This is a genomic window from Streptomyces sp. NPDC052042 (assembly GCF_044548345.1).
In the GTDB taxonomy this organism is placed as follows: domain Bacteria; phylum Actinomycetota; class Actinomycetes; order Streptomycetales; family Streptomycetaceae; genus Streptomyces.
The window spans coordinates 224,885-238,541 of sequence record NZ_JBIUBU010000006.1 but is presented as its reverse complement, the minus strand read 5'-3'; the positions used below and the strand labels follow the sequence as shown (position 1 = coordinate 238,541).

Annotated in this window: 9 protein-coding genes; 4 read left to right on the top strand and 5 right to left on the bottom strand. The window is 72.5% G+C overall.

The genetic code is table 11. The features are described from left to right. Positions 1-1,635: 1,635 nt before the first annotated feature. The 5 genes from ACIHCL_RS13800 to ACIHCL_RS13780 form a co-directional block, all read right to left on the bottom strand. Entirely contained in the window at positions 1,636-1,794 is a 159-nt protein-coding gene (locus ACIHCL_RS13800; protein ID WP_003966147.1) for a DUF6760 family protein, read from the bottom strand. Continuing rightward, the gene (locus tag ACIHCL_RS13795) at positions 1,791-2,285 is read right to left on the bottom strand and encodes a hypothetical protein (protein ID WP_399861016.1); all 495 of its coding nucleotides are present in this window, start codon (positions 2,283-2,285) and stop codon (positions 1,791-1,793) included. Before ACIHCL_RS13795 ends, ACIHCL_RS13800 begins: the two co-directional genes overlap by 4 nt. After that, entirely contained in the window at positions 2,282-2,722 is a 441-nt protein-coding gene (locus tag ACIHCL_RS13790) for a phage tail protein (RefSeq protein WP_376241284.1), read from the bottom strand. Before ACIHCL_RS13790 ends, ACIHCL_RS13795 begins: the two co-directional genes overlap by 4 nt. A gap of 39 nt (positions 2,723-2,761) precedes the next feature. After that, entirely contained in the window at positions 2,762-4,291 is a 1,530-nt protein-coding gene (locus tag ACIHCL_RS13785) for a phage tail sheath family protein (RefSeq protein WP_399861013.1), read from the bottom strand. An 834-nt stretch (positions 4,292-5,125) separates the two neighbouring features. Further along, positions 5,126-6,430, bottom strand: coding sequence for a hydrolytic protein (locus ACIHCL_RS13780; RefSeq protein ID WP_399861229.1), 1,305 nt, complete (start codon positions 6,428-6,430; stop codon positions 5,126-5,128). 241 nt (positions 6,431-6,671) lie between these two features. Between ACIHCL_RS13780 and ACIHCL_RS13775 the strand changes: the two genes are divergently transcribed. The 4 genes from ACIHCL_RS13775 to ACIHCL_RS13760 all read left to right on the top strand — a co-directional run bounded on the left by ACIHCL_RS13775 (position 6,672) and on the right by ACIHCL_RS13760 (position 13,581). Then, entirely contained in the window at positions 6,672-7,382 is a 711-nt protein-coding gene (locus ACIHCL_RS13775) for a response regulator transcription factor (RefSeq protein ID WP_399861010.1), read from the top strand. 204 nt (positions 7,383-7,586) lie between these two features. Next, the gene (locus tag ACIHCL_RS13770) at positions 7,587-10,751 is read left to right on the top strand and encodes a hypothetical protein (RefSeq protein WP_399861007.1); all 3,165 of its coding nucleotides are present in this window, start codon (positions 7,587-7,589) and stop codon (positions 10,749-10,751) included. Beyond that, positions 10,748-11,452: a DUF4255 domain-containing protein gene (locus tag ACIHCL_RS13765; RefSeq protein WP_399861005.1), complete on the top strand. Its 705-nt coding sequence runs from the start codon at positions 10,748-10,750 to the stop codon at positions 11,450-11,452. The genes ACIHCL_RS13770 and ACIHCL_RS13765 overlap by 4 nt, the downstream gene beginning before the upstream one ends. Beyond that, entirely contained in the window at positions 11,449-13,581 is a 2,133-nt protein-coding gene (locus ACIHCL_RS13760) for an ATP-binding protein (RefSeq protein ID WP_399861003.1), read from the top strand. The genes ACIHCL_RS13765 and ACIHCL_RS13760 overlap by 4 nt, the downstream gene beginning before the upstream one ends. Positions 13,582-13,657: the final 76 nt, after the last annotated feature.

The window sequence follows — 13,657 nt, the reverse complement described above, 5'->3', positions numbered from 1 at the left end:
GGAGATCCGGACGCGGGGGACGAGAGCACCGGCATCCCGGAAGGCCCGTCCGGCCGCGTCGGTGTCCGTACGGGCCCGGCCAGTGCGGCTGGCGGGGGAGTCGAGGGCTCCCGCACCGGCGTCGTGCCCTGCCCGGAGCCCATGGCTCCCGGGTGCGTCCGACGGCGGTCACCGAGCAGGGGAGCCTCTTCCCGGAGCCTGGCCGTCGAGGGGAGCGAGGGGAGCGGCGAGCCGATCCCGCCGCGGGCACGCCTCGGTGAGCCGGTCCGGCCCGGCGGGGGCGGCGCCGACGCCCCAACAGACCCCGAGGACTTCGACGGCTCGTGCCCGGCGGACTCCCGGGGCTGTTCCGGCCCGGAGGACGAGGCGCGTCCCGGAGCCGGTGCCGACCGGTGGGACGGGGACGACGGGGGTGCCTGGGGCGGCCTCGCGGCGCCGGGACGCGGGGACGGCTGCGGGCGCGTGGACGGTGCCGTCGCCTCCGGCGGTCGTGTGGTCACCGGGTCCGGTGCCTCCGACGTCTGCCGCTGGAGTACGGGCAAGCCCGGTTCGCGCTGCCCCGCCGGGGCGGACGGTACGACTCCGCGCCGCCCCGCCGGGTCGTCGGGCACGGCCGCGGAGGGCAGTTCCCGCAGCGGCTTGCCCAGGGCGGGCCGCACCGTCGTGACGTCGGGAGATCCGGCGGAGCTTCCCGGTGCGGGTGCGGGTGCGGTGCCGGGCGCGGTGCTGGCATCCGCGGCGGGGCCGCCCGGCCGTTCGGCCGTGACCCGCCGCGCGGCGGCGCCGCCGGTGACGGGGGCGGACGGCGCGGGTCCCGTGGCCGGCGGAATTCCGTTGATGTGCCGCAGCGGCATCGACGGGCTCCGGGCGACGATCAGGGGTGGAGCGGTCCGCCGGGGGCGCACCGCGGCAGGGCGGGTGCGCCTGGGTGGGGCCGGTGCCGGTACGGCGCCCTCGGCTTGCTGTGATGCCGATGCGGACGCCGATGCCGGAGCGGGGTCCGGGCCTTCGGACGATGCCGTACTCCTCGTCGGGGACGACCCCGGCGTGGCCGCGTAAACGGTCGCGCCGGCCCCGCGGGCGGTCTGCCCGGGTGTTCCCCGACCGGGGGAAGCAGGAGGCACCGGAGCGTTCGACCGCTGGACGGCCGCCGGGCCCTGCCGTCCGCCGCTCGCTCCCCGGTCGGCCGCGCCGCCCGCCGCGGGCGGCAGGTCCGCGGCGGGTTCGGTGCTGCTGCCGTCCGCATCGGGCCGGGCGGCGCGCAGGAGCAGCGGTCCACCGGCGGACACCGCACGCGGGCCCGCGGGGCGGGTGACCCCGCGGATGAGTCCCACCGGCGCGGACGGCATCACGGCATGGCCGAGTTCGCCGCCGAACGCGATGTCCTGCCACGAGGCGAGGCCGGACCTGAACCGCAGCCCGTCACTCACCCCGATCGAGGACCGGGCAACGGTCACCGCCGCCGGTGCGACCTGCCGCCAGCCGCCGTCCCAGTCACCGTCCCGCCGATCGGCCCGTCCGGTGCCCGAGCCGGTTCCGGCCGCCGGACCGGCACCGGCTTCGTCCCCGCCCCGGGAGGGGACGACGGACCGCATCCGGTCCGCTCGGCGGAACCAGTTGCCGAACCCCATAGGATCACCCGCCTTCGTTGACGCGGGTGTTGATCCGCGCTATCTCCCGGACCCACTGCTGACGCTCGCCGTGGGTGAGGTCGAGAATGTCCTCACGCTGCCAATGGAAGTGGTAGGCGACGTACGCGATCTCCTCCCGCAGGCGGGGAAGCGCGTACGTCACGATTCCCCCAGGCGCCCACCCGAGAGGTCCACCTCGAACGAGCCGTGACACAACGGACACGTCACCGCGGCGTGGGTGTGGCCCTCGCTGTTGATCCGCCGGTAGAAGTCCTGCAGGAACGCCACGTCGGTGGCGTACATCCGCTCGACCACCCCGGCGTGCACATCGGTGACGGTGCCGAGCCGGGTGATCACCTGGCTCAGCAGCACCACGCTCAAGTACGCCGGGTTCTCCTTCACCCGCAGGTCGATCTGCGGGCGCAACTCGTCCCGTGCCGTCGCGAGCCGCATCGAGCCCTGCCGGTGCACCTGGCCCTCGTCGTCGACGTAACCGCGTGGCAGCTCGAACTCGAACTCCGTCCGCAGGTCCTGGCGTGGGCGTTCCCGCGCCGAAGGGGGCGCGGAGCCCTCCTCGCGTGCGGCGGACGGGGTGGGCGCCAGGGTGTCGAGGACTTCGTCGAGCCCGCCCGACGTAACGGTCCTGCGCCTCATTCGACCACGATCTCCTCGAAGGTGATGGTGACCGTCTCGGTGGCCGCGCTGGACTCGCCGGCCTTGAGCGACGGGCCCTCCCACTTGCTGGCCCAGCCCTGCATCAGCTGGATGCGCCGGACCGTGTCGCCCTTCGAGTCCTTGATCTCGATGGTCAGGTTCTGGCGCGCGGCGTCGACGGCCCCCTTGTTGAGGGTCTCCTTGATCCATTTGGTGAACTCGCTGCTCTTGTCGATCCCCCGGGTGATCGTCACCTCACCGGCCTGGCGGGCACCGGGCTGCTTGCGGATGATCTGCTTGCCCTCGGCCGTCACCTGACGGACCTCGACGACTTCTTCCTCGACGGTCAGACCGCTGACCTCCTGGATCGACTCGACGAGATAGCCGCCGAGCTGTACGCCGAAGACGTGGGTGGAAAGAGCGTCGCCCTCTGCCATGGCTCTGTGTCACCTGTTCCGTTTGCGGACCCTGTCGGGTCACTCGTTGACGAGGCTGGTGCTGTCGGAGAACTGCGCGAGGCGGAAGACCACGAATTCCGCGGGCTTCACCGGCGCCACGCCGATCTCGCACACGACCTGGCCGAGGTCGATCGACTCCTGCGGATTGTTGTCGCGGTCGCACTTGACGTAGAACGCTTCCTCGGCCGTGCGGCCGAAGAGAGCGCCCCGGCGCCATTCCTCGGTCAGGAAGGCGGTCACATTGCGCCGGATGCTCGACCACAGGCGGTCGTCGTTCGGCTCGAACACCACCCACTGCGTGCCCAGGAGAATCGACTCCTCCAGGTAGTTGAAGAGACGGCGCACGTTGAGGTAGCGCCAGGCGGGGTCGGAGGAGAGCGTGCGGGCGCCCCAGATCCGGATGCCCCGGCCGGAGAAGGCGCGCACGCAGTTGACGCCGATCGGGTTCAGCAGGTCCTGCTCGCCCTTGCTGAGCCGGATCTCCAGGTCCAGCGCGCCGCGGATGACCTCGTTGGCGGGGGCCTTGTGCACGCCGCGCTCGCCGTCGCTGCGCGCCCACACGCCCGCGACATGACCGCTCGGCGGCATCAGGGAGTTGTGGCCGACGGCCGGGTCGAAGACGTTGATCCACGGGTAGTACACGGTCGCGTAGCGCGAATCGAATCCGGTGTCGTCGTTGCGCCAGGTACGGACCCGCTGGGCGCTCATGCCGGGCGGAGTGTCCAGCACCGCGACCCGGTCGCCCATCTGCTCGCAGTGCGAGATCAGCGCGAGCTGGACGGTCTTGACGCCCTCGGCGTCGATGTCGCCGCGCTGGTGGGCGCTCATCAGGTCGGGAACGGCGACCATGGTGATCTCGTCGATCGCTTCGAGCCCGGTGATCCCCGTGCGCTCCGACGCGTCCCCGACGAACTCGGCCGGGCCGGTGCGCACGGCACCGCTCCCCGGGCCGGCAGCGGCGGGTGAGAGCGGGAGGACCTGGTTCTCGGGGCGGCTCTGGGCCGTGCCGGGCTGCTCGACGACCTCGACCAGCTTGGACTGGCGGGCCTGGGTGACCAGGTAGCCCTTGACGCTCTTGCGGGTGGAGACGTCGAAGGTCTCCACGACCTTGCCGGCCTGCCGCACCAGCAGCCGGAACCGGTCCTCCGGAGGGTTCTCCCCCTCGGCGTCGGCGATCTCCACCGAGAGGTTGCCACTCGCACCGGGCCGTGCGGACACCAGGAAGCCCCCGAGAGCGGCGGACGGGGCCGCCGCGGTGGCCGATCCGTGCGCCGAGTCCTGCGCGGGGCCGCCCACGCGCACGACGTAGGCCGCGCCGCCGCCGTTGGCGAAGTATCCGTGGACCGCGAGGGTCAGGTATGTATCGGGCGCGTGGGTGCCGAAGGTCTGGACGTACTGGTCCCAGCTGGTCACCAGCGTCGGCCGGTGGAAGGGGCCGGTCTCCGCGAAACCGACGAAGGCTGCGACCGCCGTGCCGACTCCCTCGATGGGCCGTGCTCCGGACTGCACCTCCTCCACGTATACACCGGGGGTGAGGTACGACGGCATGCTCGCTCCTTCGGGTGGTCATCCGATCGACGCCCAGTCTTGTCGGGCCGCCCCGGCGGGCAGTAGGCCTCAGAGTCCTGGGCACGGGGCAAGGACGCTGCCTTTCCAGGCACCTGGGCGATGGGGAGTTCTTCCCTGCGCGGACGGTCGCTGCGGGCTTCCCGAGCCCGGCCCGAAGCAGTTCCTACGGCTCATTCGGCGCATGCGAGACGAAGTCGGGTGCCCGGGAGGTGTACGGCGGTTCGTCGGCCATGCCGACCGCCTGGAACGCGGATGCCCGGACTCGGTGAACGACGGTGGACGAAGACATGCGAGGCCGACGCCGCCGGGGCTCCCGGAACCGCTCGTGAACGTCCGAGCCGACGGCCGTCCCGTCAACCCCCTCGGGTGCGCGGCGCATCGCCGGGTCTGTCGATGGCGCCGCACCCGCCCTGATGCCGTTGCCCTTCCGTCGTGCCATACGCCACCCGACGACGCCCCCGCCTTCATGGTTGGCGGGACAGCCCGTGGCCGGAGCCCGCTGATAGGTATGCGCTATCGGCCAGAATGAGCCACGCCCGATCGGCCGACCGGCCGGGCCCTCGTGCCCAAGAAGCCCGGCGGACCGCACCGGTGCTCGTGCGATGCCCTGCCTGCGAGGCGGGGGGAGGGGGCGGCGGACGGACGAGGACCGGACGTTCTTCGCCCGCCGCCGGTTTCGCGGGGCGCCGCGGGTCCGCATCACCGGGGCCCGTGGGAATGGGTTTGGCCAACGACCGGCAAGCCGGGTTTCCCCGCACCGGAATTTCTGCTGTTCTCGTCCCGCACGGGGAAAGTGGGGCCCGGCGCCTTGTTCTACGGTGCGAGGTCGCTCAGTTTGCCGCTGACATTGAGTACCTGGTGGCATCCGGATGCCTGGGTTCCGGTAGCTGGAGTACCCGGTTTGTCGCACGTCACGGAAGCGGTGACCGCGGCGTTCTCCGGAATCTGGATGGGGGTGACCCAGTGATAGTCCTGGTTGCGGAAGGTCTCCAGGGCGATGGTGGTGATCTTCCGGTTCCCGAACGTGATGGTGAGCACCCCTTCGTCGCCCTGGAAGTTCGCCACCACGATGTCCGTGACACCGAAAACCTTCCCCTCGGGCACCCGGTACGTCTCCTTCTCCTCGGCCCCGGCCCCGGTCTGCACGTCGATCGTCTCCGATATCTGCTGGTCGCCGTCGGCGCCCGTGCCCGTCGTCGAGCCGGAACCGCCCGAGCCGGAACCACCGGGCCCGGTGGACTGTCCGGGACCGGGCTCCCGGCCTCCGTCCTGTCCCTGACCGCCGGACGGGCCGCCCGAGCCACCGGCCGAAGTATCGTCCTGCCGATCGTTGTCCGGCCTCTGCTTCTCCGCGGCCTTGGCCACCGCCTGTTCCGCGGCGCTCTTTACCGCGGGCCGGACCAGCGCGAACCACGCGAGCAGCAGTGCGAGCAACGCGGCCAGTACGATCAGCAACCACTTGGGCAGTACCGGCAGTTGCGCGAACTCGCCGGACAGCGTCTCCGGCCGGCGGGGCTGTTCGTCCTCGGCGTCCCGCTCGGCGCTCTCGGCGGCCTCGACCTCGAACGGCCAGGTGGCCGGCTTGCCGAACCAGATCAGCTTCCGGGCCCGTACCCGCAGGCCCACCTCGGCGGACTCGCCCGGCTCCAGGCGCCGTTGGTCCGGGGAGAAGGCCAGCCGGAGTTCCTCCCCGGCCTGCGTCCCGGTGAGCACGACGTCGACCGGGGTGTTCCCCCTGTTCTGCACCGAGGTCCGGAACCGGGCGCCCCACCAGCCACGGCGCCGACGGGGATCCAACCGGGCCCGGAGCTCGTGAAAGGGCTCGACGACCACCGCGGTCTCGGGGACCGCCACCGACTCGGGACGCTCCGCGGGCAGGACGTGGACCCCCAGGGGCGTCTCTCCGGCCCGGACCTCGGGGGAGCGGGGCGGTGCGAGCCGCACGGTCACCACCTCGGAAGTACCCGGATAGAGCGAGACACGCGCCGGCTCCACGGTGCTCCACGCGGCGCAGTCGCCGACCACTTCGAGCGTGTAGGCCTCGACGATGTCGCCGTCGTTGCGCACGGTCAGCGTCGTCGTCGCCTCGGCGCCGGGCGACACCGTCACCGTGGACATTTCGAATTCGGCAGATGTGGTCACGATGCGACGTTAGGCCGCGGACACGGCGGCACAGCAGAGTCGAGAGGGCAACGAACGGGCAGGGCTCGTGCCCCGGCGGCCCAAGGGCACGGTGTCCCCGGGCCCCTTCCCCGGGCCAGGTCTCCTTGACGGAACCCGGCGTGAACGCGAAAGGCATCCGGCATATCGAGCAGTAGCACTTGAGGAAGACGAGCACGGAACGATGACGACGACAGACATGAAGAACGCAACGACGGCGCACGGGCAGTACCGCAGGCCCACCGCTTCGGAACGCTCCGCCCAGCGCAGCGCGAGGAAGGCCCCGTCGGGCCGAGTCTCCGTAGCGGTGTACGCGGAGGATCTGATCCTTCAGACGGGCGTGATCCACCAGTTGCGCCCACGTCCCGAGATAGAACTGGCAGAGGAGTCCGAGGCCGACCGGGCCCAGGTCTCCTTAGTGGTGGTGGACATGGTGGACGAGCCAACCGTCCGGCTCCTGTCCCGTCTCCAGCGCAACACCGCGACCCGCACCGGACTCGTTGTGGGCTTCTTCGAATCGGGTGCGCTCCAGACCCTGATCGAGTGCGGTGTGGCCGCCGTGCTCAGGCGCGGGGAGGCCGACCAGGACCGTCTCGTCCACCTGGTGACGGCGATGGCCAACGGCGAAGGCGTCCTGCCGGGCGATCTGCTCGGAAAGCTCCTCGATCACGTCAGCAGCCTCCAGCGCACGGTCCTGGACCCCCGGGGGCTCTCGCTCTCCACCCTCACGGTCCGAGAGGCGGAGATGATCCGGCTGGTGTCGGAGGGCTTCGGCACGGCGGAGATCGCGCAGAAGACCTCGTACTCCGAACGCACCGTCAAGAACGTGCTGCACGAGATGGCGACGCGGCTGGAACTGCGCAACCGGGCGCACGCCGTCGGCTACGCCATGCGGCACGGACTCATCTGAGTCCCGCCTCGCGCTCCCGTGCGGGCGGCGCGCCGACGCCGCCGCACGGGAACACGCCGGTGTTCCCGGAGAGGGGAGCCGGAGAGACGGACGCAAAGGGCAGCGGCTCCTTCCCCCGATCCGGGTACTCGGGGCCTGTTCCCGGCTCAGGGCGAGCGGGATGCTGGTGAGGGGAGCGTCATCGACCAGACTGTGAGGTGGGCCGTGACCGGTACTGCTGGCCCGGCGAGGCGGACCCGGCTGCACCGACTGGCGGGCGTGGTGGTGCTGTTGGCCCCGCTTCTGGTGGCCGGCTCCGCATCCGTGCCGCAGGGTGCGCCGAGACACGCCGCCGCGGCGGACGAAGGCCCGGCGGAGGCCGGACGGATCGCCTTCGCCGGTACCGGACACCGCAGCCTCGGCCGGGTCTCCCCGCCGGACAGCGACACCAGCGACCCGCTGTTCGGTACCGGACCGGTCCACTACGACCAGGACCCGTCGGCACGCGGCGGGACGCTGGTCTTCACCAGCCTGCGCGACACGGCGCGCCCACAGGTGTACGTGCGCGAGGCGGGGGGAGCGGTACGCAGGCTCACCACCGACCGCGACGCCGCCCACCCCGAACTCTCCCCGGACGGGCGGACCGTGGTGTTCGACTCCGTGGAGCCGGGGGCCCGCGGCAGGGTCCAGCACGACCTGTGGACGGTCGGCGTCGACGGATCCGGCCTGCGCCGGCTGACGGACACCGGCGCCGACGAGACCCACCCGACGTTCTCCCCGGACGGCACCCGGATCGCGTACTCCGCGGACGGCGATCCCCTGCGAGGTCGGCAGATATACGAACGGGCCGTGTCCGGTGGCCCGGCGACCCGGATCAGCGACGGCCCGAGCGGCGACGCGACCGAGCCGGTGTGGAACCCAGTGGACGACGACACCCATCGCGCCCGAGTCGCCTACACCCTCACCGAGGACGGGACGATTGACCCGCGGCTCCGGGTGACCGAGGGCCCGGGGAACGACCGCCCCCTGCTGGCCGGTGTGCAGGCCGACTGGCGCACCCGCTCGGCTGCCTGGCTGCCGGACGGGAACGACCTGGTCTTCCTCAGCCCCGACACGACCTGCGGGTGCAAGGACTACGACCACGTCTACCGGGCGACCGCCTTCGGCGGGAACGAGCCGCTCCTGGTGCTCGGCGAGGACCGCGAGGTCGAATCGCCCACCTGGACCGGACCGATGGACTCCGGGACCGTCGTCGTGGCGCGGCGGACCACCGGGGAAACGCACGTCGCGACGCTCCAGGACGTCAGGCAGGACGGCTCGGACCCGCGGGACCTGGGGCTCACCATCCTCAAGGAGGACCCGGAGGCCGACAAGAACGAGAGCCACGCCAAGGACCCGCTGTTCGATCCGGCGGACGGCTACGATCCGTGGACTGAGCGGCAGAGCTATACGCCGGACGGCCGGCGCATCGTCCTGACCCGGTTCGAGGGCACGGAGAACGAGCGCGTCGAGCGGATCTGGCTGGCCGATGCCGACGGTTCGAACCCGGCACCGATGCCGCTCGCCGGACGCGGTCCCCGTGACTGGGACACCGACCCCGCCTTCTCGCCGGACGGCACCGAGCTGGCCTTCACCCGGTCCTCGCCCGGCAGGGTCGAGGGACGGCCCGGGCCCAGCAGCATCCTGATCGCGGACGTCGCCACCGGGGCGATCACCGGCCGGATCGTCCCGCCGGAGGGGCAATCGGTGGGCGGTGACGCGCAGCCCACCTGGTCGTCGGACGGCACCACCATCGCCTTCACCCGCAACCACGTGATCCGGGGACTCGGCGGTATCAAGCACGTCTGGACCGTCCCGGTGAAGGCGCTCGACCAGCAGCGGGACCTCAGCGTCACCGCTTGCCCGGGTGAATGCAAGGTGATCGACGACAGCCCCGCGTTCTCCCCGGACGGAGGCCGGATCGCCTTCAACCGGAAGGACGGCGGCGGCCGGATCAACGAGCGCAACGGAGTCCTGGTGACCTCGCCCACCGGCGAAGGGTGCCGTGTCCTGCTGCCGTCCGCCCAACGGGACAACCCCGATGCCTGCGGGCAGGAGCTGCCCGACACCTCGCGGACCGGCCCCTTCCAGCCCCGCGACGTGGCCTGGTCGCCGGACGCGCGACGGCTGGTGCTGAGCTCGCGCCGGACGGTCGATGCGAACTCCCCGGAGCGGCTGTCCGTACTCGACCTCGACACCGGCAGCCTGACACCGTTCGACAACGGACTCACCGGACGTCAGAAGGAGCCCGCCTACCAGCAGTCGGTCGACCTGTCGCTGACCGCACCGCCCACCGGACCCCCGGTGGAGACCGGTTCCTCCGGTTCGGTCACCGTCACCGTCACCAACCGGGGCCCGGCCCACTCGCCCGGCACGGTGTTCACCGTCGATCCGCCGCCCGGCGTGCGCCTGGACGAGATCACCACCCCGGCCGGCACCTGCTCCACCGGGGCGCCGCAGTGCGACCTGGGCGTGCTCCCGCCCGGGGCGAGCGTGGACGTCACCGTCCGGCTGACCGGCGTGACGACCGGGGAGCAGCGGATCGGCTGGTCGGTCACCGGGGCCGTACTCGACCCCAATCCCACGGACAACGCCACCGGGACCGTCGTCCCGGTCCGCGACGCGCCGCCCACCCCCACTCCTACCCCCACCCCCACGACCTCGCCGCCCGTGCCGCCCCGGCCCCCGGCCCCGCCGCCCGAGCCGGAAGCGGGACCCGGCGTCGCCGTGCGCGCCCAGCCCAGCCCCGGCTTCGTCGGCGGCCGGGTGGTGGTCACGTACACCGTGCGCAACGGACGGAACGCCCTCGCCACCGGCCTGCGGCTGAAGCTCGGCCTGCCCGCGCGCATCCCGGCGGGGCCGCTCCCGGCGGGCTGCGCGGCCGGGGTGTGCACCCTGCCCGACCTGGCTCCGGGAGCCTCCACGGTGGTCCGGGTCGTGCTCGCGCCCGACCGGGCACTGAGGACGACCATCACCGGAAAGCTGACCACGACCGGTACCGACGCCGACACCCGCGACAACGTCGCCAGGACTCCGCTGCGCATCCTCCGGCCCCGCATCGTCGCGGTGCCCGCCGTCGGCAAACCGGGGTTCGTCACTTCCGTCCGGGGCAAGGACTTCCCGCCGGGGGCCCCGGTGAGGCTCACCTGGAAACCGGGGATCACAGCGACCGCACCGCCCACTGTCCCACGCGCGGACCGTACGTTCATCGCCCAGCTGCTGATCCTGGTGAAGGACCGGACGGGACCGCGCACCATCACCGCCACGGGACCCGGGTTCAGCCCGGTCACCACACGCTTCCTGGTGGTCGGCGGCACCATCGTTCCGCCTGACGAGGTGGGGCGCCGGTGATTCACGAAGTCGACGAGGGACTGCGGCTGTTGCTGGTCGGAGCCGGTCTCCAGGAGAGCGGTGTCGATCTGGTCTTCGACGCGCCCACGAAGGAATGGTCCGCCCGGCGCAACGCACCCACGGTCAGCGTGTTCCTGCACGGTATCCGCGAGGACGCGACCCGGCGCCGCACCGGCACCGCCGAGGAGCACGACGACCGGGGCATGGTGGTCGGCCGGAGGACCCCGCCGCGCTGGTTCGAGCTGACCTACCTGGTGACCGCCTGGACCAACCGCCCGCAGGACGAACATCGGCTGCTCGCCGAGGTGTTGCGCTGCCTCGTACGGTCGGACGTGCTGCCCGCCCGGACGCTCACCGGCAGCCTCGCCGAACTGGGCCTGACCGTGGAGATCGAGGCGGCGGGCCCGGGCACCGACCGGCCGTCCACGGCCGACGTGTGGTCCGCGCTCGGCGGCGAGCTCAAGGCCGCGATCGACCTGCGGGTGTGGGCACCGCTGGCAGGCGAACGGACGTCCGCCGGCCCGCCGGTCACCGAAGGGCTGGTGGTACGGGCCGCGCCCGCACGGGACGGCGACGTGGCGGGCCCGGGTCGACGGCTGCGCTACGACGGGGCGTCCGACCCCGGTGAGCAGGGCTTCGCCGCGGAACGCGAACGGCGACTGCCGCCCGGTCGGCGCAGGCGCGGGAGCGCGGCTCGATGACCACGGCACAGGACACCCGGACCGCCCGTGAACGGCCCGCCGCCCCGAGCGCCGTCGAGGAACTCTGGGAGCGGTTGATCCACGTCGAACAGCGGGTCAGGAACGCCGTCGCGGTCCGGCGGGCCGTCGACCCGCAACCCGACGACCCCTACCGGGGGCAGTACCTCACCTCCGAGGGGGCCGAACGGATCCTGGCGGCCCGCGACGCCTTCGGGTCCGTGCCGGCGTACGCGTCCGAGCCCGCGCCACATCCGCGGCCCGGCAGCCGGATCCGCCGGCTCGCCGAGGACTTCGGTCTGACACCGCTCGACATCGACCTGCTGATGGTCGCGATGGCACCGGACATCGACATCCGATTCGAGCGGCTCTACGGCTACCTCAACGACGACCTCAACCGGCGCAGGCCCACCATCGGCCTGGCACTCGAACTCTGCGGGCTGCCCGCCGCGAGCTCCGGCCGCTTCCGGTTCTCACCGTCCGCCCCGCTGGTCGCGGGCGGACTGCTGACGGTCCTGGAGGCCGACCGTCCGCTGCTGTCAAGGCAACTGCGGGCACCGGACCGGATCACCGCCCACCTGCTCGGTGACGACGAACCCGACGGGAGACTGCGCGGACTGGTCCGGGTGGCCCGTCCCGAGGACGAGCCGGACCCTGAGTCCGAGGCACTGCGGGTCGCGGCGGCGCTGGGCACGGGCAGCGGCCTGGTGCATCTGCTGGACCAGGGAGGCGACCCGGGCGGACTCGCCGTGCGGGCACTGCGCTGCGCGGGGCTGCGCCCGCTGCTGGTCGACGTCGCGGCGCTGGCCGGCGTCCCGAAACCGGCGGAGATCGCCCGGACCCTGGCGGCCGAGGCCCGGCTGAGCGGAGGCGGTGTCGTCCTCGGGCCGATCGAGGGGCTCGCGCCCGAACGCCCCGAGGGAGCCGGACTGCTCGGCAGCCTCTGTGCGGCGATCAGCGGCACCCCGCTGATCGCGTACGGGAAGAGGGAATGGGACCCCCGCTGGAGCACGGAGAGCCCCGTTCCGGTCCGGGTCCTGCCCACCGGTCCCGCAGGCGCGGCGCGGCACTGGAGCCGGGCGCTCGCCGCGGCCGGCACCGCGGTCGGGCTGCCCCCCGAGAACGTGCGGGCAGCCGAGGAACTCGCGGCGGCCGTCACGTCCCACCGACTCGACGCCGAGCAACTGCGCAGGGCCGCCACCGTCGCCTCCCGGCTGGCGGCCGCGCAGGAGCGTGCGGTGGACCCGCAGGACCTGCGCAGGGCGGTCCGGGCCCAGAACGGCGCCGGGCTCGAACGGCTCGCCCGCCGCATCGAGCCGACGGTGGGCTGGGACGACCTCGTCCTGCCCGCCCCGACCCGCCGCCAGCTGTCCGAACTCGCCCTGCGCGCACGCCACCGCGAGCAGGTGCTCGGAGAGTGGCGGATGCGGCCCGGTGGAGGCCGGGGGCGAGGGGTCATCGCGTTGTTCGCCGGAGAGTCGGGCACCGGGAAGACCATGTCCGCCGAAGTGGTGGCCTCGGAGCTCGGCATGGACCTCTACGTGGTGGACCTCTCCACCGTGGTGGACAAGTACATCGGCGAGACCGAGAAGAACCTCGAACGGATCTTCGTCGAGGCGGCGGACGTCAACGGCATCCTGCTGTTCGACGAGGCGGACGCCATCTTCGGGAAGCGCTCGCAGGTCAAGGACGCTCAGGACCGCCACGCCAACGTGGAGTCGGCCTATCTGCTCCAGCGGATCGAATCCTTCGACGGGATCGCGGTGCTCACCACCAACTTGCGCGCCCATCTCGACGAGGCTTTCACCCGCCGCCTCGACGTGATCGCGGAGTTCCCCGTGCCGGACGCCCAGCAGCGACTGGCCCTGTGGGACCGCTGCCTCGGGACAGCGATCCCGCGCGACGCGGACCTCGACCTGGAATGCTGCGCGCGACGCTTCGAGCTGACGGGAGGATCGATCCGCGCCTGTGCGGTGACCGCCGCCTATCAGGCGGCGGAATCGGGGGGACCGCTCGGTATGGAGCAGATCGTCTCGGCCGTGCTCCAGGAGTACCGCAAACTCGGCCGACTGGTCATGGAGAGCGAGTTCGGCCCTTGGCTGGACCGCGCACAGGGAGGCGGCGGGGGATAGGTCGTCCGGAGAGCCGGACCGCGCCTGCCCCGGCAGGCGTTGGGCCGGGGCGCCGGTGTGCGTCCCCGATGTGCTT

Coding starts and splice junctions, on each gene's coding strand:
- ACIHCL_RS13795 (WP_399861016.1), bottom strand. CDS start 2,285: ATGAGGCGCAGGACCGTTACGTCGGGCGGGCTCGACGAAGTCCTCGAC.
- ACIHCL_RS13790 (WP_376241284.1), bottom strand. CDS start 2,722: ATGGCAGAGGGCGACGCTCTTTCCACCCACGTCTTCGGCGTACAGCTC.
- ACIHCL_RS13785 (WP_399861013.1), bottom strand. CDS start 4,291: ATGCCGTCGTACCTCACCCCCGGTGTATACGTGGAGGAGGTGCAGTCC.
- ACIHCL_RS13780 (WP_399861229.1), bottom strand. CDS start 6,430: ATGTCCACGGTGACGGTGTCGCCCGGCGCCGAGGCGACGACGACGCTG.
- ACIHCL_RS13775 (WP_399861010.1), top strand. CDS start 6,672: ATGAAGAACGCAACGACGGCGCACGGGCAGTACCGCAGGCCCACCGCT.
- ACIHCL_RS13760 (WP_399861003.1), top strand. CDS start 11,449: ATGACCACGGCACAGGACACCCGGACCGCCCGTGAACGGCCCGCCGCC.